20 protein-coding genes are annotated in these 17,568 nt (G+C 66.2%); 14 read left to right on the top strand and 6 right to left on the bottom strand.

Annotated features, from left to right (window positions below):
- Nucleotides 1-15 precede the first annotated feature (15 nt).
- Nucleotides 16-1,209, bottom strand: a complete 1,194-nt coding sequence (locus DWA33_RS04855; protein ID WP_114356959.1) for an alpha-D-ribose 1-methylphosphonate 5-triphosphate diphosphatase — start codon at nucleotides 1,207-1,209, stop codon at nucleotides 16-18.
- Nucleotides 1,206-1,886 carry a transferase hexapeptide repeat family protein gene (locus DWA33_RS04850; RefSeq protein ID WP_114356958.1) on the bottom strand — a complete coding sequence of 227 codons (681 nt, stop codon included), beginning with the start codon at nucleotides 1,884-1,886 and terminating at the stop codon, nucleotides 1,206-1,208. The genes DWA33_RS04855 and DWA33_RS04850 overlap by 4 nt, the downstream gene beginning before the upstream one ends.
- 179 nt (nucleotides 1,887-2,065) lie before the next feature.
- Here DWA33_RS04850 and phnC point away from each other — a divergent pair, with 179 nt between their 5' ends.
- The 4 genes from phnC (at nucleotide 2,066) to phnE (DWA33_RS04830) (ending at nucleotide 5,709) form a co-directional block, all read left to right on the top strand.
- A complete protein-coding gene (gene phnC / locus DWA33_RS04845; protein WP_114356957.1) occupies nucleotides 2,066-2,878 on the top strand; it encodes a phosphonate ABC transporter ATP-binding protein in 813 nt (270 codons plus the stop codon).
- A 109-nt stretch (nucleotides 2,879-2,987) separates the two neighbouring features.
- Nucleotides 2,988-3,896, top strand: coding sequence for a phosphonate ABC transporter substrate-binding protein (gene phnD, locus DWA33_RS04840; protein WP_114357071.1), 909 nt, complete (start codon nucleotides 2,988-2,990; stop codon nucleotides 3,894-3,896).
- 68 nt (nucleotides 3,897-3,964) lie between these two features.
- Nucleotides 3,965-4,846: a phosphonate ABC transporter, permease protein PhnE gene (gene phnE / locus DWA33_RS04835; protein WP_114357070.1), complete on the top strand. Its 882-nt coding sequence runs from the start codon at nucleotides 3,965-3,967 to the stop codon at nucleotides 4,844-4,846.
- Nucleotides 4,843-5,709: a phosphonate ABC transporter, permease protein PhnE gene (gene phnE, locus DWA33_RS04830; protein WP_114356956.1), complete on the top strand. Its 867-nt coding sequence runs from the start codon at nucleotides 4,843-4,845 to the stop codon at nucleotides 5,707-5,709. The genes phnE (DWA33_RS04835) and phnE (DWA33_RS04830) overlap by 4 nt, the downstream gene beginning before the upstream one ends.
- A 169-nt stretch (nucleotides 5,710-5,878) precedes the next feature.
- Here the strand turns inward: phnE (DWA33_RS04830) and phnF are convergent, their stop codons facing one another.
- Nucleotides 5,879-6,607, bottom strand: a complete 729-nt coding sequence (phnF, locus tag DWA33_RS04825; RefSeq protein ID WP_114356955.1) for a phosphonate metabolism transcriptional regulator PhnF — start codon at nucleotides 6,605-6,607, stop codon at nucleotides 5,879-5,881.
- Nucleotides 6,608-6,722: 115 nt separating this feature from the next.
- On the opposite strand from phnF, the gene phnG reads away from it, so the two are divergent.
- Genes phnG through DWA33_RS04780 form a run of 9 tightly spaced genes read left to right on the top strand, consistent with a single transcriptional unit; the run spans nucleotide 6,723 to nucleotide 13,682 of the window.
- Complete coding sequence (gene phnG, locus DWA33_RS04820; RefSeq protein ID WP_114357069.1) at nucleotides 6,723-7,196, top strand: phosphonate C-P lyase system protein PhnG; 474 nt, start codon at nucleotides 6,723-6,725, stop codon at nucleotides 7,194-7,196.
- A gap of 2 nt (nucleotides 7,197-7,198) precedes the next feature.
- The gene (gene phnH, locus DWA33_RS04815) at nucleotides 7,199-7,801 is read left to right on the top strand and encodes a phosphonate C-P lyase system protein PhnH (protein WP_114356954.1); all 603 of its coding nucleotides are present in this window, start codon (nucleotides 7,199-7,201) and stop codon (nucleotides 7,799-7,801) included.
- A gap of 3 nt (nucleotides 7,802-7,804) precedes the next feature.
- A complete protein-coding gene (locus DWA33_RS04810; RefSeq protein WP_114356953.1) occupies nucleotides 7,805-8,902 on the top strand; it encodes a carbon-phosphorus lyase complex subunit in 1,098 nt (365 codons plus the stop codon).
- Entirely contained in the window at nucleotides 8,899-9,777 is an 879-nt protein-coding gene (locus tag DWA33_RS04805) for an alpha-D-ribose 1-methylphosphonate 5-phosphate C-P-lyase PhnJ (protein WP_114356952.1), read from the top strand. The genes DWA33_RS04810 and DWA33_RS04805 overlap by 4 nt, the downstream gene beginning before the upstream one ends.
- Complete coding sequence (gene phnK / locus DWA33_RS04800) at nucleotides 9,770-10,588, top strand: phosphonate C-P lyase system protein PhnK (RefSeq protein WP_114356951.1); 819 nt, start codon at nucleotides 9,770-9,772, stop codon at nucleotides 10,586-10,588. Before DWA33_RS04805 ends, phnK begins: the two co-directional genes overlap by 8 nt.
- Nucleotides 10,588-11,298, top strand: a complete 711-nt coding sequence (gene phnL, locus DWA33_RS04795) for a phosphonate C-P lyase system protein PhnL (RefSeq protein WP_114356950.1) — start codon at nucleotides 10,588-10,590, stop codon at nucleotides 11,296-11,298. Before phnK ends, phnL begins: the two co-directional genes overlap by 1 nt.
- Nucleotides 11,299-11,306: 8 nt before the next feature.
- The gene (locus DWA33_RS04790; RefSeq protein ID WP_430707860.1) at nucleotides 11,307-12,473 is read left to right on the top strand and encodes an alpha-D-ribose 1-methylphosphonate 5-triphosphate diphosphatase; all 1,167 of its coding nucleotides are present in this window, start codon (nucleotides 11,307-11,309) and stop codon (nucleotides 12,471-12,473) included.
- Nucleotides 12,470-13,054 carry a phosphonate metabolism protein/1,5-bisphosphokinase (PRPP-forming) PhnN gene (gene phnN / locus DWA33_RS04785; RefSeq protein ID WP_114356949.1) on the top strand — a complete coding sequence of 195 codons (585 nt, stop codon included), beginning with the start codon at nucleotides 12,470-12,472 and terminating at the stop codon, nucleotides 13,052-13,054. Before DWA33_RS04790 ends, phnN begins: the two co-directional genes overlap by 4 nt.
- Nucleotides 13,035-13,682 carry a pyridoxamine 5'-phosphate oxidase family protein gene (locus DWA33_RS04780; protein WP_114356948.1) on the top strand — a complete coding sequence of 216 codons (648 nt, stop codon included), beginning with the start codon at nucleotides 13,035-13,037 and terminating at the stop codon, nucleotides 13,680-13,682. The genes phnN and DWA33_RS04780 overlap by 20 nt, the downstream gene beginning before the upstream one ends.
- Nucleotides 13,683-13,835: 153 nt before the next feature.
- On the opposite strand, the gene DWA33_RS04775 is transcribed toward DWA33_RS04780, so the two are convergent.
- From DWA33_RS04775 to DWA33_RS04765, 3 genes are all read right to left on the bottom strand, one after another.
- Entirely contained in the window at nucleotides 13,836-15,056 is a 1,221-nt protein-coding gene (locus tag DWA33_RS04775; protein WP_167443121.1) for an ABC transporter substrate-binding protein, read from the bottom strand.
- A gap of 55 nt (nucleotides 15,057-15,111) precedes the next feature.
- On the bottom strand, nucleotides 15,112-16,086 hold the full coding sequence (locus DWA33_RS04770; RefSeq protein WP_114356946.1) for a Bug family tripartite tricarboxylate transporter substrate binding protein: 975 nt from the start codon (nucleotides 16,084-16,086) through the stop codon (nucleotides 15,112-15,114).
- 157 nt (nucleotides 16,087-16,243) lie between these two features.
- Nucleotides 16,244-17,119 (bottom strand): IclR family transcriptional regulator, encoded by an 876-nt coding sequence (locus DWA33_RS04765; protein ID WP_114356945.1) that lies wholly within the window; start codon nucleotides 17,117-17,119, stop codon nucleotides 16,244-16,246.
- Between the two features lie 149 nt (nucleotides 17,120-17,268).
- Here DWA33_RS04765 and DWA33_RS04760 point away from each other — a divergent pair, with 149 nt between their 5' ends.
- Nucleotides 17,269-17,451 (top strand): hypothetical protein, encoded by a 183-nt coding sequence (locus DWA33_RS04760; RefSeq protein WP_114357067.1) that lies wholly within the window; start codon nucleotides 17,269-17,271, stop codon nucleotides 17,449-17,451.
- Nucleotides 17,452-17,568: the final 117 nt, after the last annotated feature.

The following is a 17,568-nucleotide window of genomic DNA, read 5'->3' as shown; positions in this document are numbered from 1 at the left end:
AATGATAGCGTCAGATCAGGCGGCAACGCCAGCCGGGTGCGGCAGTCTGCGCGTGATCACGAAGCGCTCCGGATCGTCGACATGCACCAGCCGGCCGCCCGCGATCACCGCCACAATCCGCGGCCGCAGCGCGACGCGGTCGTCGACCAGCAGCACGTCGGCACGCTGGCCGGTCGCGAGCCTGCCGCGCTCGCCGAGCCCGGCAGCGCGTGCCGGATTCTCCGAGATCAGCTTCCAGGCCTGTTCCAGCGGCAGGATGCCGTCGTGCACCAGGCGGAACGCGGCGAGCAGCGGCGCCGGATAGTAGTAGTCGGAGGCCAGCACCGAACACAGCCCCTTGGCGATCATATCGGCTGCCCTGGTCCATCCGGTGTGGCTGCCGCCGCGCACCACGTTCGGCGCGCCGAACACGATGAAGTCGCCGTGCAGCGCCGCGTCACGCGCGGTCTCTTCGGTGGTCGGGAATTCGGCGATGCCGACGCCGAGATCGCGGAAGCCCTGCCGCATCGCCGGAGTGTCGTCGTCATGCGACAGCATCGGCATCGACACCTCGCGCGCGATCGCCGCGAGCCGGCGGTTCGCCTGTGGCACTTCGTCGCCACGCGCCGCGATGCGCTCGACCAGCCGGTCGAATGAATCGTCGCTGAGGCCGGTGCGCTCGACCATCCGGTTGCGCTTGTGCGGCTTGTCGAGGTTCGCCAGCGTCGAGTCCATGTGATCGTTGAACGCGAACAGATCGACGCGACGGTCGCCGATCCATTGCGCGATCTCGTCGACCGCATCGAGATTGAAGGTTTCGTGGCGGAGATGGATGCGGGTGTCGGCCGACAGCCGCGGCTTGGTCAGGTCGATCGCGTCGAGCATCCGGCGGGCATTGTCGGCGCTACGCAGGCCGGGCTCCCACGACCAGGTGACGGCGTGGAACACCGTGGTCAGGCCGTTGGCGATCGCCTGACGGTCGCTGTCGATCAGCGCGACGTCGATCGGGAAGTCGACGCCCGGCCGCGGCATCATCTGCCGCTCGAACGCATCGCCGTGCAGATCGACGATGCCGGGCAGCACCAGCAGGCCGCGCGCATCGATCCGGATCGCGGCGTTGCCGCTGGTGGAGCCGACCGCCGCGATGGCGCCGCCGGCGATCTGCAGCGAGGCCTCGGCGATCTCGTCACCGATCAGCGTCCGGCCGCCTTCGATCGCGATCTCGCTCATCCCGTCACCTGCTGTTCCGTTGCAGGCTCCCGGCCCGCCGCCTGCCGGGTCATGGCCGCAGCTTCGTGTCTGTCGAGGAATTCCTCGACTGACAGTTTCCGGAAGTCCGGCAGCGCCTTGCGCAGCGCCTCGTGGCTCCAGTCCCACCACGCCAGCGCGACCAGCCGCTCGGCCACCACCTCGGAGAAGCGGCGGCGGACCGGCCGCGCCGGATTGCCGGCCACGATCGTGTAGGCCGGCACGTCACGTGTGACGATGGCGCCCGCCGCCACCACAGCCCCGGTGCCGATGTTACGGCCGGGCAGCACGATGGCGCCGTGACCGATCCAGACGTCGTGGCCGATCTCGACGTGATGCGATCGCCGCCAGGCGAAAAATTCGGCGTCGTCGCTCTCGCCCTCGAAATACGTGCTGGCACGATAGGTGAAATGCGCCTGGGTGGCGCGCTGCATCGGGTGATTGCCGGGGTTGATCCGGGTCATCGCCGCGATCGAGCAGAATTTGCCGATACCGGTGTAGGTGATCTGCGAGTCGTTGACGACGTAGGAATAGTCACCCATCGCCACTTCATTCAGGATGGTGCGGGCGCCGACTTCGCAATAGGCGCCGAGCGTAACGTCGTGCAGCTTGGCGGTCGGATCGACGGTCGGCGCGACCGATAGCAGTTTCGCGGCCATGGACTTCTCGTGCGCGATGATTGGGGTTGAGACCTGTCATCGACGCCGTTCATGACATCGTCGTGACGCATCGATGACGGAGCGAACACCTTGATGTGGCGGCAGAACTACACGCTCTGTCACACGGCTGCAAAACAACGGCGGTAGCGATTCCCCCGAACCTGTTTCGGGAGCAGCGCATGCTGGTAGTCGAGGGTCTGACCTGCCGCTTCGGCAGCAAAGCCGCCGTGGATGGCGCATCGTTTTCGGTGGAGCGCGGCAGCTTCGTCGGGGTGATCGGCCGATCCGGGGCAGGTAAGTCGACCCTGCTGCGCATGCTGAACCGGCTGGCGGAGCCGTCCGAAGGACGCATCCTGTTCGAAGGCGTCGACGTCACCGCGCTGCAGGGCCGCGAACTGCGGCAGTGGCGCGCGCGCTCCGCGATGATCTTTCAGCAGTTCAACCTGATCGGCAGGCTCGACGTGCTGACCAACGTCCTGATGGGGCGGCTGTCGGAAGTCCCGTCGTGGCGCTCGCTGGTGCAGATGTGGCCCGAGCAGGACCGCGCCCTGGCGATCTCGGCGCTCGATCAGTTCGATATGGCGTCCTATGCGGCGCAGCGCGCAGATCAGCTTTCGGGCGGTCAGCAGCAACGCGTCGCGATCGCCCGGGCGCTGGTGCAGCAGCCCGACATCGTGCTCGCCGACGAACCGATCGCCTCGCTCGATCCGCGCAACACCAAGATCGTGATGGATGCGCTGCTGCGCATCAACAAGCACTTCGGCATCACCGTGCTGTGCAATCTGCACTCGCTCGATCTTGCCCGCAGCTATTGCGATCGGCTGATCGGCATGGCTTCGGGGCGCGTGGTGTTCGACGGCGCCCCGGCGATGCTCACCGACCAGATCGCGCGCGAACTCTACGATCTCGAAGCCGACGAGGTGCTGGGCGCTGCGTCGCACGTTCCGCACGGCCTTCCCGCCCCCGCATTGGCCGGCGTCGCCGTGGCCTGATCCCGGCGGCGATCGGTTCGCCGTCCCCCCATCCGGCACCGCCGCGGCGCGCCCGCGTGCGGTTGCCGTGTTTCGACCGTTCATCGAACTCGAAGAGACAGGAATCGTGATGATCAAGCTCCGTACTCTCGTCGCCGCCGCTGCGGCGCTGGCGTTCACCGCGCAGGCCGCGCCGGCGCAGGACTGGAAGGCGAAATATCCCGAGCTGGTGTTCGGCAAGATTCCGGACGAGAACGCTTCGGGCACCACCACGCGCTGGACGCCGCTGACCGACTACCTCACCAAGCAGCTCGGCGTGCCGGTGAAGCTCCGCATCGCCAACGACTACGCCGCGGTGATCGAAGGCCAGCGCGCCGGCAACATCCACATCGGCATGTATGGACCGGCCTCCTACGCCCGCGCCTATCTGGTCGGCGCCAAGGTCGAGCCGTTCGCGATCGAGGTCAATGGTGACGGCTCCAAGGGCTATCACTCGGTGCTGTATGTGAAGAAGGATTCGCCCTACCAGAAGATCCAGGACCTGCAGGGTAAGAATCTGTGCCTGGTCGATCCGAATTCGACGTCCGGCAACAACGTGCCGCGCTTCATGATGAACAAGATGTCGATCGATCCCGACAAGTTCTTCGCCAAGGTGATCTACGCCGGCAGCCACGAGAACGCGGTGATCGGCGTCGCCCAGGGCACCTGCGATGCGGCGTTCAACTGGTGGAATACCGAGGACGAATCCAACCTGCTGCGGATGGACCGCAAGGGCATGGCCAAGGCTGCTGACTTCCGCATCATTCTGAAGTCGGACCTGATCGTGAACTCGCCGATGGCCTATCTGTCGGACATGCCGGAAGACCTCAAGGCGGCGATCCGCAAGGCAGTGCTCGACCTCGCCACCAACGATCCGGAAACCTTCAACAAGATCTATGAAGGCAAGGCCAAGCCCTATGCGGCGACCAGCCACAAGGACTACGAGCCGGTGGTCGAGCTGATCAAGTTCGTCGACAGCCTGCGCAAGTCGAAGTCCTGACGAATCCCCGCACCTCATCGGACGTGGGCGGCCCACCAGCCGCCCACGTCGTCATGTCGGACAACCGAATGCAGGCCGCCGTTACAGAACTTCCCGAGCCCCAGCTTCGCGCCCTGGCCGATCAATACGACGCGGCCGTGGCGGCGAAGCGGCGGCGGCTGGCGCTCGGCGGCGCGATCCTGATCGTCGCGATCGCCGCGGCGGCCTGGATGGGTGAAGTCGATCTGGTCAAGCTCGCCGAAAACTTCTGGCGGTTTCCGTCGTATTTCATCTCGATCGCGCCGAAGCTGGCGCTCGCCACGCTGTGGACCGACCTGAACGAGTGGTTTTGGGGCATCAAACGCTGGACCGGTCTGCTGCTCGACACCATCCTGATCGCCTATGTGGGCACGCTGCTCGGGGCGCTCACCGGCTTCGCGCTGTGCTTTCTCGCCTCGGCCAATCTGGTGCGGTCGCGGACGCTGGTGTTCGTCACCCGCCGCTTCCTCGAATTCTGCCGCACCGTGCCGGAGATCGTATTCGCGCTGCTGTTCGTGCTGGCGTTCGGTCTCGGCCCGCTGCCTGGCGTGCTGGCGATCGCGATCCACACCACCGGCGCGCTCGGCAAGCTGTTCGCCGAAGTGGTCGAAAACATCGACGACAAGCCGCTGGAAGGCGTGGTGTCGTCCGGCGGCGACTGGTTCGAGATGGTGCGGTTCGCCGTAGTGCCGCAGGTGTTGTCGAATTTCGTCAGTTACGCACTGCTGCGGTTCGAGATTAACGTCCGCGGCGCCGCGGTGATGGGCTTCGTCGGTGCCGGCGGCATCGGCCAGGACCTGATCGAGGCGGTGCGCAAGTTCTATTACAGCGATGTCAGCGCCATCCTGCTGCTGATCATCGTCACCGTGATGGTCATCGACTATTTCACCGAAGGCGTGCGCCGCCGCCTGATCGGTCAGGAGCGACGATGAACACCGCCCGCCGCACCCTCAGCTTCGGCGACGAAGCCGGCATCGCCGCGCGGTTTCCTGAACAGTTCCGGCCCGACTGGATCAAGCGCGCCAAACTCGTCGGTGGCTTGACGTTGGCCGCAGCCGTGTTCGTGTTCGGCTTGATCCGGCTCGAAATCCCGTTCGATCGGCTGTTCAGCGGCACTGGCCGACTGATCGAGTTTCTCGGTCTGATGCTGCCGCCCGATCCCGGTTCGTGGCAGCTCGCGCAAGTCTATCTGCAAGCGATGGGTGAGACGCTGGCGATCGCGCTTCTCGGTACCCTCGGCGGGGCACTGCTGGCGTTCCCGATTTCGTTCCTGGCGGCGCGCAACGTGCTGCGCATCCGTCCGCTGCAATTGCTGACCCGTCGGCTGCTCGACATGGTGCGTGGCGTCGACACGCTGATCTGGGCGCTGATCTGGGTCGGCGTCGTCGGACTCGGCCCATTCGCCGGTATCCTCGCGGTGATGTGCTCGGACCTCGGCAATTTCGGCAAGCTGTTCTCCGAAGCCTTCGAGGCCGCCGACGACAAGCCGAGCGAAGGCGTCAAGGCGACCGGCGGCTCGCATCTGCACAGCGTCCGCTTCGGCATGTTGCCGCAGGTGGTCCCAATCCTGGCCAGCCAGGTGCTGTACTTCTTCGAGTCCAACACTCGCTCCGCTACCATCATCGGCATCGTCGGTGCCGGCGGCATCGGATTGCAGCTCGCCGAGCAGATCCGCGTGCTGGAGTGGCAGAAGGTGTCGTTCCTGATCCTGATGATCCTTGTCACCGTGGCGGCGATCGACTGGATCTCCAGCAAGCTGCGCTTCGCGATCATCGGCCGGAAGGCGGTCGCTTAAAAGCGACGCAACGCGTCGCTCACCGTTACCGCCACCGTCCAACTCCCAGCCGTCATCCTCCGCGTATGCGGAGGATCCAGTATCCCAGAGCTCCCGTGCTCTGCCGCGAACTCTCTGCAATACTGGTTCGCCCGCCTGCGCGGGCGATGACATGAGCGCAGGGCGCGCGCTAATCCGGCTCGATCACGAACTCGACCCGCTCTGCCGCAAAGCGGGCGCGGGAGGTGAGCAGCGGGGTGCCATCGGCGGCGACGTCGATACTCTCGACCACCAGCACCGGCCGCCCGGCCGCCAGATCGAGCCGCGCCGCATCGGCGGCATCGACCACCGAGGCGGTGATCCGGGTCGACAGCCGGCGATAATCGCTGATGCCGTAATGCGCCAGCACCTTGGTCATCGAGCGTTTCGCCGCGAACACCTTGGGAGCGTCGGGAAATCGCACCGCCGACAGCCAGGTGGTGCCGCGGCTGATCGGCACGCCGTCCGCCGATCGCAGAGCCTCGATCCGGAACAGCGGAGCGCCGATCGCGAGATCGAGCTGCCCAGCCAGAGCGCCGCTTGCCGGCTCGCGCTCCGCGGCAATCAACTGTCCGCGCGGTTCGCGGCCGCCCGCATTGATGATCTCGGAAAACCGCGTCCGGGTGCGCAGCGGGTAGGCGATCCGGCGGCTGCGGACGAAGGTGCCGCTGCCACGTTCGGCGCGCACCAGCCCACGCTCCGCCAGCGCCGCGAGCGCGCGGCGCACGGTATGGCGGTTGACCCCATAATTCTCGGCGATCTCGGTCTCGCCCGGCAGCTTGCCGCCCGGCAGATAGCGGCCGTCGGCGATCGCCTGTTCGATGCCGTCGGCGACCTGGCGCCACAACGCCACGCCGGCTGACAGCGCCTCGGCACTCATGACAGGAACGCTTTCGTGATCATGGCCCACCACGGAATTCGGCGTCATCGAGTTTTCACATTGTGCCTCTATCAAGTTGTCTATTAACATAGACAACTTCATCTGGGCAATGGCGATGACGGCCGAAACCACGAACTTCTCCGAACCAGCCGCGATCCCGGTCCGCCGCGCCGCCATGGCGGTGCTGGCCGCCTCGCCGACCGCCGCGATCGACACCCGCCTCGGCGCGCTGGCGCCGCCCGCATTCACGCTGCTCCGCGAGCCGGAACAGGGGCTGGTGATGCTGCGCGGACGGATCGGCGGCGACGGCGCCGCCTTCAATCTCGGCGAGGCGACGGTGTCGCGCGCCGCGGTGCGGCTCGCCAGCGGCGAGGTCGGGTTCGGCTACACGCTGGGCCGCGACCGCAGCAAAGCGAAGCTGATCGCGCTGTGCGACGCCCTGCTGCAATCGCCGGACTATGCGGACGCAGTCGAAGCCGAGGTAATCGCGCCGCTGCGGACTCAAATGGAAGCCGCACGCGCCGAAAAGGCCGCCCAGACCGCGGCCACCAAGGTCGATTTCTACACACTGGTGCGCGGAGAGGGCTGACCATGACCACCACCGAACTCGCCACCGGCTTTGCCGACAAGGTGCTCGGCGCGCAATCGACCTTCCGCGCCGTGATGGAAGCGATGGCAAGGCCCGGCCGCATCCAACGCATCTCAACCTCCGCCGGCACGCCGGCGCCGCTGATGCACGCCAGCGCCGCCCTGGCGCTGACGCTGCTCGACCACGACACCCCGATCTGGCTTGACGATGCGATCGTGGCGGACGGCACGGTCGCGCGCTGGCTGAAGTTTCACACCGGCGCGCCGCTGACCGACGATCCTTCGGCCGCGGCGTTCGCGCTGATCGGGAACGGCGCCGCGCTCCTTCCGCTCGAGCGGTTCGCGCTCGGCACGCCCGAATATCCGGACCGGTCGACGACACTCATTGTTCAAGTGCAGGCGCTCGGCACCGGCGACAGCTTCCGGCTGCATGGTCCGGGTATCGACGGCGAGACGCTGCTGCAGGCAGTGCTGCAGCCGGCCGATCTGTTTGGTCGCCTGAATATCAACGCGGCGCTGTTTCCGCGCGGCATCGATGTGGTGCTGGTGAGCGGCGATCAGATGGTGGCGATCCCGCGCACCACGCGCCTCAGCCAAGGGAGCTGACCGATGTATGTCGCAGTCAAAGGCGGTGAACGCGCCATCGACAATGCCCACCGGCTGCTCGCCGACGCCCGCCGCGGCGACCGCGCGGTGCCGGAGCTGACGCTCGACCAGATCTCCGGTCAGCTCGCGCTCGGCGTCGACCGGGTGATGAGCGAAGGCTCGCTGTACGATCGCGAGCTCGCGGCGCTGGCGATCAAGCAGGCACGCGGCGATCTGATCGAAGCGATCTTCCTGGTGCGGGCATTCCGCGCCACGCTGCCGCGGTTCGGCTCGTCCGAGCCGGTCGACACCGGCGCAATGGCGGTGCGGCGGCGGATTTCTTCGACCTTCAAGGACATTCCCGGCGGCCAGATCCTCGGCCCGACCTTCGACTACACCCATCGGCTGCTCGATCCGCAGCTCGCCGAAGGCGGTGATCCGACCGAGCCGGCAACGGCGGAAGCCAGTGACGCGCCGACGCCGCGGGTCACCGACATCCTGCGCCAGGACGGCTTGATCGAAGAGTCGCCGGTTGCCGAGGACGACAGCGCGGTCGGCGATCTCACCCGCGAACCGCTGAACTTTCCAGCCGGACGCGATCTGCGGCTGCAGAACCTCGCCCGCGCCGACGAGGGTTTTCTGCTGGCGCTCGGCTATTCCACTCAGCGCGGCTATGGCCGCAACCATCCGTTCGCCGGCGAAATCCGGTTCGGCGAAGTCGAAGTGTTCTTCGAGGCCGAGGACACCGGCTTCGCGGTGCCGCTCGGCAGCGTGGCGCTGACCGAGTGCCAGATGGTCAATCAGTTCAAAGGCTCGGCGACCGAAGCACCGCGCTTCACCCGAGGCTATGGACTCGCCTTCGGCCAGAGCGAGCGCAAGGCGATGTCGATGGCGCTGGTCGATCGCGCGCTGCGCGCGCAAGAACTCGGCGAGGACGTCAAGGCGCCGGCGCAGGACGAGGAGTTCGTGCTGTCGCATTCCGACAACGTCCAGGCGACCGGCTTCGTCGAACATCTGAAGCTGCCGCACTACGTCGATTTCCAGTCCGAGCTCGGCCTGCTGCGCAAGCTGCGCGCCGAATTCAACCAGGACCAACCCGAGCTGCGCGAGGCTGCGGAATGACCGAGGCGACTTACAATTTCGCTTATCTCGACGAGCAGACCAAGCGGATGATCCGCCGCGCGATCCTGAAAGCGATCGCGATCCCCGGCTATCAGGTGCCGTTCGCCAGCCGCGAGATGCCGATGCCGTATGGCTGGGGCACCGGCGGCGTGCAGGTGACCGCGTCGATCCTCGGTCCCGACGATACGCTGAAGGTGATCGACCAGGGCAGCGACGACACCACCAACGCGATCTCGATCCGTCAGTTCTTCGCCAAGACCGCCGGCGTCGCCACCACCACGTCGACGCCGGACGCGAGCGTGATCCAGACCCGGCACCGGATTCCCGAGACGCCGCTGCATGAAGGCCAGGTGCTGGTGTATCAGGTGCCGATTCCCGAGCCGCTGCGCTATCTCGAACCGCGCGAGACCGAGACCCGGCGCATGCATGCGCTCGCCGAATACGGGCTGATGCACGTCAAGCTGTACGAGGACATCGCCAAGTTCGGCCACATCGCCACCGCCTATGCCTATCCGGTGAAGGTCGCCGGCCGCTACGTAATGGATCCGTCGCCGACGCCGAAATTCGACAATCCGAAGATGGACAGCTGCCCGGCGCTGCAACTGTTCGGTGCCGGCCGCGAGAAGCGGATCTACGCGATCCCGCCCTACACCCAGGTTGTGTCGCTGGATTTCGAAGACCATCCGTTCACGCGCTATCGCCAGAACGGCTGCTGTGCGCTGTGCGGTGCCGACGATTCCTATCTCGACGAGATCGTCACCGATAACGCGGGCACGCGGATGTTCGTGTGCTCCGACACCGATTATTGCGAAGGCCGCCGCGCGCAAGGGCACACCGGCAGCGAAACGGCACCGATGGAGAGCGCCCATGCTTGATCGCGTCTCATCCGCAGCACCGGGCGCCTTCACCGCGGCCGATCAGCCGCTGCTGATCGCCGATGGCCTGTCGAAACGCTACGGCCGGATCGATGCCTGCCGCGGTGTGTCGTTCGAGCTCTTCCCCGGCGAAGTGCTGGCGATCGTCGGCGAATCCGGTTCCGGCAAATCGACCCTGCTGCAGATGCTGTCGGGACAGATGACGCCGAGCGCCGGCCGCGTGTCCTATCGGATGCGCGACGGCATCTTGCGCGATCTCGCCGAACTCGGCGAAGCCGAACGTCGGCTGCTGCTGCGCACCGATTGGGGCTTCGTTCATCAGGATCCCGCGCAGGGCCTGCGCATGGCGGTCTCGGCCGGCGCCAATGTCGGCGAGCGGCTGATGGCGATCGGCTGGAATCACTACGGCAAGATCCGCAGCGTCGCGAGCGACTGGCTGGAGCGGGTCGAGATCGACACCGGCCGCATCGACGACGCGCCGCGCACCTATTCGGGCGGCATGCGGCAGCGGCTGCAGATCGCCCGCAACCTGGTCACCGATCCACGCCTCGTCTTCATGGACGAGCCGACCGGGGGGCTCGACGTTTCGGTGCAGGCGCGGCTACTCGATCTGGTCCGCAGCCTGGTGGCCGAACTCGGGCTGGCCGCGATCGTCGTCACCCACGATCTCGCGGTGGCACGGCTGCTGTCGCATCGCATCCTGGTGATGAAATCCGGCCGCGTCATCGAGACCGGACTGACCGACCAGGTGCTCGACGATCCGCGCGAACCCTACACCCAACTGCTCGTCTCCTCGATCCTGCCGGCGTGATGACCATGACCCAAGCTCCCGCTCTCGTCGTCGACAACGCCCAGAAGAGTTTCGTCATGCATCTGCAGGGCGGCGTCACGCTGCCGGTGGTGCGCGGCGTCAGCTTCCAGGTTCAGCCCGGCGAATGCGTCGTGCTGTCCGGCCCTTCGGGCGCGGGCAAATCGTCGATCCTGAAGATGATCTTCGGCAATTATCGCTGCGATACCGGCGCGATCCGGATCGCCCATGACGGCGCGACGCTCGACATCGCCACCGCGCAGCCACGCCAGATCCTCGCCGCGCGCCGCGGCAGCATCGGCTATGTCAGCCAGTTCCTGCGCGCCGTCCCCCGTGTCGCTGCGCTCGATGTCGTCGCCGAACCGTTGATCGTGCAGGGCACCGCTCGCGAGGCGGCGCGCGAACAGGCCGGCGTGCTGCTGCGCCGGCTCAATATCCCGGAGCGGCTGTGGACGCTGCCGCCGGCGACATTCTCGGGCGGCGAGCAGCAGCGCGTCAACATCGCCCGCGGGTTCATTTCGCACACGCCGATCCTGCTGCTCGACGAACCGACCGCATCGCTCGATGCCAAGAATCGCGCCGTGGTGGTCGAACTGATCGGACAGACCAAGGCGCAGGGCGCCGCGATCATCGCCATCGTGCACGACGACGAGATCCGTGAGATCATCGCGGACCGCATCGTCGACGTGACCTCGTTTGCCGCCGCCGCATGACCAATGGAATGAACGAGACCATGAACAATTCGCAGGAGATGGTGCTGGGCAATGCCCGGCTGGTGCTGGCCGACCGGGTGATCGAGCACGGCTGGGTCGCGATCGCCGAAGGTGTGATCGCGGAAATCGGCGAAGGCGCCGCGCCCAAGGGCGCCAAGGACATGCAGGGCGATCTGGTAATGCCGGGGCTGGTCGAGCTGCACACCGATCATCTCGAAGCGCACTACACGCCGCGGCCGAAGGTGCAGTGGAATCCGGTCGCCGCCGTGGTGTCGTACGACGGCCAGCTCGCCACCTGCGGCATCACCACGGTGCTGGACTCGCTGCGGGTGTGGCGCGAGGAAGGCGCCGAGGAAGTCGACGGTCAGGCGATCGTGCTGGCCGGCGCGATCTCGACGGCGCGCGATGCGCAGCTGCTGCGCGCCGATCACTTCCTGCATCTGCGCTGCGAAATCCCGATGCCGAACGTGGTGGCCGAGGCCAAGGAGCTGATCGACCGCCCCGACATCCGGCTGATGTCGCTGATGGACCACACCCCGGGCCAGCGCCAGTTCCGCGACGAGGAGAAGCTGCGCGACTACTACCGCGGCAAGGGCGCCGGCATGACCGACGCCGAACTGGACGCCATGTTCGCACGCCGGGTATTCTGCAAGGAGACCTACGCCGACGCCAATATGCGGGCGATCGTCGAGCTGGCACATCGCTACGAAATTCCGCTGGCGAGCCACGACGACACCACGCCCGAGAACGTCGCCGACGCGATCCGCGACCGGGTCGCGGTCGCCGAATTCCCGACCACGCTGGAGGCGGCGCGCGAGCTGCACCAGGCCGGCATCGACATCCTGATGGGCGCCCCCAACGTGGTGCGCGGCGGCTCGCATTCCGGCAACATCGCCGCGATCGATCTGGCGCACGAGGGCCTGCTCGACATTCTGTCGTCGGACTACATCCCGTCGAGCCTGCTGATCGCGGCGCTGCAATTGCCGATGCGCGCGCCGGCGATCGACCTCGCCGCCGCGATCCGCACCGTCACCAAGGCGCCGGCCGAAGCGGTCGGCCTCAACGATCGCGGCGAAATCTCCAAGGGCAAGCGCGCCGACCTGATCCGCGTTCACGTCGCGCACGACGTGCCGGCGGTGCGCAGCGTCTGGCGCGAGGGACAGCGCGTGGCATGACGGATATCGCGGTGGCGGAGCAGGCGACGAAACTGATCGGCCCGGGTCGGCTGGTGCTGGTGGTCGGCCCATCCGGCGCCGGCAAGGACACGCTGATCAACGCCGCCCGCTCGCTCTGTGTCGACGATCCGGCGATCGTGTTTGCGCGACGCGTCGTCACCCGCGAAGCCTCCGCGGCCGAGGACAATCTGCAGGTCGCGCCGGACCAATTCAGCCGCCTCGAAGCGGCCGGCGATTTCGCACTGCATTGGCGCGCCCACGGCCACGCCTACGGACTGCCGCTCAGTCTCGACGACGACATCCGCGTCGGACGCACCGTGGTGGCAAACGTATCGCGGATGGTGATCGAGCCAGCACGCAGCGCTTACGCCGATGTCGTCGTCGTGCTGATCACCGCGCCGGCCGAGGTTCTGGCGGCGCGGATCGCGGCGCGCGCCCGCGCCAGCGACGGCAGCATCGCCGACCGCGTCGGGCGCAGCGTCGACGCAACTCCGAACTTCACCATCAGCAATGTCGGCGACCCGATCGCCCACGCCCGAGACTTGTTGGAGATGATCCGCCATGGACGCCCGCAGCCCTGACGACCCCCGCACCGCCTTCCCCGCGCTCGACACGGTCGAGGCGCTGGAGGCGATCTACGGCGTGCCGAACGACGCCTCCACCGAAAAGGTGGCGCACTGGATCACGCCGCCCTATAGCACGCTGATCGAAAAATCGCCGTTTGCAGCGCTTGCCACCGTGGGGCCGGAGGGGCTCGACTGCTCGCCGCGCGGCGACGTGCCTGGGTTCATCCGGGTCCATGACGACACCACGCTGCTGATCCCCGACCGCCGCGGCAACAACCGGATCGACTCCTTGCGCAACGTGGTGCGCGATCCGCGCATCGCGCTGATGCTGCTGATTCCCGGCTCGATCAATGCCTTGCGTATCAATGGTCGCGGCTACGTCACCGCCGACGAAGCCTTGCGGATGTCGTTCGACGTCGAAGGCAAGGCGCCGCGCACCGTGATTGTGATGACGGTCGAGGAAATCTATTTCCAATGCGGCCGCGCACTGATCCGCTCCGGCCTGTGGGACCCGAGCAAGCAGATCGCGCAGGACACGCTGCCGACGCCCGGCGAAATCCTCGCTTCGATGACCGCAGGCCGCGTCGGCGGCGAAGCCTACGACCGCGCCTGGCCGGAACGCGCCAAGGCGTCGATGTGGTAGCTACGCCCCCGCTCGTCCACAGTCATTGCGAGGAGCGAAGCGACGAAGCAATCCAGCTTGGTACGCGAGGTTCTGGATTGCTTCGCTCGCAAGGACCGGGCGGAAGTTCGTTGCACCGATCGAAGGGCGGTCTGCCCGCTCGCTGACGCGGGCCTACTCCTTGGCCTGATCGGCGATGATGTCGCCGAACCGCTCCCACTTTTCGCCGTCGAACGTCGCCATCTGGAACTGCTTGTTGACGCGATAGTCGGTCGGCGTGGTGGTGACGCTGATGCCGGGGAGCAGCATGTCGAGCGGCACCTTGGTCATGTGCGTCGCCTGATGCATCACGTTGTCGCGGGTGAGATTGTCGCCGCAGGCCTTCAAGACGTGAACCAGAAGCTGCGCGGTGATGTAGCCGTAGACGTTGAAGCTCGAATTGCGATCGCCGTCCGGGTAATACTTCGCCATGAAGTCGAGATAACGCTTATTGCCCGGATCGCTCGCCCACTGCGGATCGTCGGGCTCCTTGACGTAGCCGACGCTGATCACGCCTTTGGACGCGTCCAATCCGGCCGGCTTCAGCACCGCGCCGATCGAGCCGGCGTTGATGTCGATGATGTGCACCGGATGCCAGCCGATCTCGTACAGCTTCTTGATCGCCTGGGCGGCCTGCTTCGGCGTCGCGGCGCTGAACAAGAGGTCGGCGCCGGAATCCCTGATCTTGAGGAGCTGGGAATCGATCGTCGGCTCGGACAATTCGTAAGACGCCTCGGCCACGATCATCTTCGCCGCTTTGTCACCGAGCCCGGCCTTGATGCCGGCGAGATAGTCCTTGCCGAGGTCGTCGTTCTGATACAGCACGCCGACCTTGGCGTTCGGATGCTGCTTCAGGATAAACTGGCCGTAGATCCGCCCTTCGACGAAGTAGCTGGGATTGAATCCCATGGTCCACGGATAGTTTTTCGGATCGGTGAAGCGCGCCGCGCCTGTGGCGGCGAACAGTTGCGGCACTTTCTTGACGTTGAGATATTTCTGCACCGCGGCGTTCGGTGCGGTGCCGATGATCTGGAACGTCAGCAGCACCTCGTCGCTCTCGACCAGCTTCCGCACCTGCTCCACGGTCTTCGGCGGCGAATAGGCGTCGTCGTACTGGATCAGATTGATCTTGCGGCCGTTGATGCCGCCCTGCTCGTTCACCATCCGCATGTAGGCAGCCTGGGTCTTGGCGATCGAGGAGTAGGCCGAAGCCGGACCCGACAGCGGCGCTGTCTGGCCCACCTTGATTTCGCTGTCGCTGGCGCCGGTATCGTATTTCTTCTGCGCCAGCGCGGCCGATACCGACAATGCGATCGCCAGCGCCGAGACGGCGAAGCTCGCTGCGACTCTCCTCATGACGTTCCTCCCTTTGATACTGTTATTCTTGACGTCGGCGGCCCGCCGACGGCCGTCATTTCTCTCTCAATCCGGCGTCTTCGATCACCCTGCTCCACTTCGCAGTTTCGGCGTCGATGAAGGCCGCAAATTCCGCTCCCTTCAGCCCGTGGGCGTCCAGTCCCTGGGCGAGCAGCTTGTTCTTCACATCGGGATCGCCGAGTGCGCGCAGCACGAGATCCTGCAGCCGTTCGACGATCGGCGACGGCGTCGCGGCCGGCGCCAGGAAGCCGTACCAGCCGGTGGCGACGACCTGCGGATAGCCGAGTTCGGTCAGCGTCGGCGCCTCGGGATAGATCGCGCTACGCTCGGCCGAGCCGGAGCCGAGGACGCGGAAATTCCCCGCCTTGATGTGCGGCAGCGCCGAGCTGATTGCGGTGAAAGTGGCGTCGACCCGGCCGGCGAGCAGTTCGGTGTAGGCGGCGGCGTCGCCGCGCAGCGGCACGTTCAGCCCCTTGACGCCGGCGGTCTTGAACAGCAATTCGGCGGCAAGATGCGGCTGCGAGCCAGGCCCGGGCGAGCCGAACGTCAGCCCTTCCGGTTTCGCCTTGCCGTAAGCGATCAGCTCCGGCAGCGTCTTGAACTCGGACTTGGCGTTCACGATCAGGAAGATCGGCGCGAACGCCGCCATCGCCACCGGCCGCAATTCGCTGCGCTGATAGTTGAGTTTGCCGAACAGCGCTTCTGCCGTGGCGTAGGGCGCCGCGGCATACAGGAAGGTGTAGCCGTCAGGCTGGCTGTGCGCGACCATTTCGTTGGCGAGACGGGTTCCGGCCCCGGGTTTGTTCTCGACTATGAACTGCTGTTTCAGCTCGCGCTCGAAGAAGTCGTTGAGGATCCGCAGCGAGATGTCGTTGGCGCCGCCCGCCCCATAGGGTGATACGGTTTTGACCACTCGGGCCGGCCAATCGCCGGCTGCGACCGCGGTCGATATCGGCGTGGCGAAGGTGGCAGCGGCGCTGGCGAGCAGCATGCGGCGGGTAATCGGCATGGCGTCCTCCCTGCTTCGGCGCTGCACCGTGCAACTCGGTGCGAGCGCGAACGTGGCCGGATGCGATCACCCGGCGACGCTCTGGTTTCTCTCCCGTGCGAAGCGATGTCCGCTGTTCCCGCCGACGCTGCGAAGGCAACGCGGCGGTCGCAGCGTCTCACCTCGTATTTGTCTTGGCTCCGCGCGATCGCGGTGCCGCAGGTTCTGTGTGCGCGACCAGCGCCCGAATGCTCTCCGCCAGCGCGCGAAGCCGGGGGCCGATCTCGCCCTCGAGCTGGCCCGGCTGCAATCGAAACGCCGGGATGCCGCAATTGATGGCGAACGACCGATCGCGCAGCCGGAACAGCGGCGCCGCAATGGCGTGGATGGCCGGCATGTAGTCGCCGAAGCAGGTGCAGAACTGGCGCTCGGCGCATTGCCGCAGCCCGTCGCGATACAGTTCGTGGTAGCTCGCCCACATTGCGGCATCGGCGGATTCGAGCTGCCGTTCAAGCCGTGCGGCCTCGGCCTCCGGCAGCGTCGCCGCCGCCGCGCGCCCCATGGCGGTGCGAACCACCGGGATCGGCATGCCGATATCCGGGGTGTGCGGACCGACGTCGCCTGACCTTGCGGTTTCGACATATACCACCGACGGTCCGTCGAGCAGACCGATCGAAACTGTGCCGCGGACGCTGTAGGCGAGATCCTGCATCAACGGCCGGGCGAGCTGGCGGAACGGCATGCCCGCAAGCAGCGGGTGCAGCATCCGCAGCGCCCTGGCGCCGACCGCGTATTTGGCGATGCGGGCGTCGTAACTCAGGTAGCCGAGTTCCGCGAGCGTATGGGTGAGCCGGGCCACCGTCGGCCGCGGAATCCCGGTGCGCACCGAGATTTCCATGTTGCCGAGCGGGGTTGCGCCCTCGAACGCTTCGAGCACCACAAGCCCCTTGGCGAGCGTGGTGGCGAACGCCGCATCGCCGGCGCTGTCGGCCAGAACGGCTTCGGCAGACGGGCTCGACATGAAGGTCGGTCGGATCCGAGTGGCATCGGTCATATGATTAGTATGATGAAGAGAGATGCTCATGTCCAATAAATTGCAATTGATTGGCTTTACCGTCCATTATGTGGACGGAGACTGAGATCCTGCGGCAGGCAACCGCCAGCGGTGTTCGCGCGTTGACTTGGCATCTGGAGGATTTCGCCATGTCTGACCGTGACGACACACTGCAGCCGGACGACTTTCCGATCGAAGCCGAACGATCGGCGCTGAAGACGACCGACGGAAAGACCATCGCCGAGGCAAAGACCAAGCAGCTCGCCGATGAGATTGCTGATCGCCTCAACGAACAGGCGTATCGCGAAGAGCAGGATTGCTGGTCGGCTTGAATCCAGGCTGCAGCGGATCACCGTTGTGGAACCGCGCCCGCGCGGGACGGATTGCCGCAGCGTGGCGTTTCACGCGCGTGTAAGGCCATGCGCGCGCAAGGCAATGCTGCAGTTTGA

The sequence above is a fragment of the Rhodopseudomonas pentothenatexigens genome (assembly GCF_900218015.1).
GTDB lineage: Bacteria > Pseudomonadota > Alphaproteobacteria > Rhizobiales > Xanthobacteraceae > Rhodopseudomonas > Rhodopseudomonas pentothenatexigens.
This window is presented reverse-complemented; position numbering and strand designations above follow the sequence as displayed.

Bases quoted from the DNA above. Each gene is read 5' to 3' on its own strand.
- phnD (WP_114357071.1), top strand. From the start codon at position 2,988: ATGATCAAGCTCCGTACTCTCGTCGCCGCCGCTGCGGCGCTGGCGTTC.
- phnN (WP_114356949.1), top strand. From the start codon at position 12,470: ATGACGGATATCGCGGTGGCGGAGCAGGCGACGAAACTGATCGGCCCG.
- DWA33_RS04850 (WP_114356958.1), bottom strand. From the start codon at position 1,886: ATGGCCGCGAAACTGCTATCGGTCGCGCCGACCGTCGATCCGACCGCC.
- DWA33_RS04760 (WP_114357067.1), top strand. From the start codon at position 17,269: ATGTCTGACCGTGACGACACACTGCAGCCGGACGACTTTCCGATCGAA.
- phnE (WP_114357070.1), top strand. From the start codon at position 3,965: ATGCAGGCCGCCGTTACAGAACTTCCCGAGCCCCAGCTTCGCGCCCTG.
- DWA33_RS04775 (WP_167443121.1), bottom strand. From the start codon at position 15,056: ATGAGGAGAGTCGCAGCGAGCTTCGCCGTCTCGGCGCTGGCGATCGCA.
- DWA33_RS04810 (WP_114356953.1), top strand. From the start codon at position 7,805: ATGTATGTCGCAGTCAAAGGCGGTGAACGCGCCATCGACAATGCCCAC.
- phnH (WP_114356954.1), top strand. From the start codon at position 7,199: ATGACCACCACCGAACTCGCCACCGGCTTTGCCGACAAGGTGCTCGGC.
- DWA33_RS04770 (WP_114356946.1), bottom strand. From the start codon at position 16,086: ATGCCGATTACCCGCCGCATGCTGCTCGCCAGCGCCGCTGCCACCTTC.
- phnC (WP_114356957.1), top strand. From the start codon at position 2,066: ATGCTGGTAGTCGAGGGTCTGACCTGCCGCTTCGGCAGCAAAGCCGCC.
- phnL (WP_114356950.1), top strand. From the start codon at position 10,588: ATGACCATGACCCAAGCTCCCGCTCTCGTCGTCGACAACGCCCAGAAG.
- DWA33_RS04855 (WP_114356959.1), bottom strand. From the start codon at position 1,209: ATGAGCGAGATCGCGATCGAAGGCGGCCGGACGCTGATCGGTGACGAG.
- phnE (WP_114356956.1), top strand. From the start codon at position 4,843: ATGAACACCGCCCGCCGCACCCTCAGCTTCGGCGACGAAGCCGGCATC.
- DWA33_RS04790 (WP_430707860.1), top strand. From the start codon at position 11,307: ATGAACGAGACCATGAACAATTCGCAGGAGATGGTGCTGGGCAATGCC.
- phnG (WP_114357069.1), top strand. From the start codon at position 6,723: ATGACGGCCGAAACCACGAACTTCTCCGAACCAGCCGCGATCCCGGTC.
- phnK (WP_114356951.1), top strand. From the start codon at position 9,770: ATGCTTGATCGCGTCTCATCCGCAGCACCGGGCGCCTTCACCGCGGCC.
- DWA33_RS04780 (WP_114356948.1), top strand. From the start codon at position 13,035: ATGGACGCCCGCAGCCCTGACGACCCCCGCACCGCCTTCCCCGCGCTC.
- phnF (WP_114356955.1), bottom strand. From the start codon at position 6,607: ATGAGTGCCGAGGCGCTGTCAGCCGGCGTGGCGTTGTGGCGCCAGGTC.
- DWA33_RS04805 (WP_114356952.1), top strand. From the start codon at position 8,899: ATGACCGAGGCGACTTACAATTTCGCTTATCTCGACGAGCAGACCAAG.
- DWA33_RS04765 (WP_114356945.1), bottom strand. From the start codon at position 17,119: ATGACCGATGCCACTCGGATCCGACCGACCTTCATGTCGAGCCCGTCT.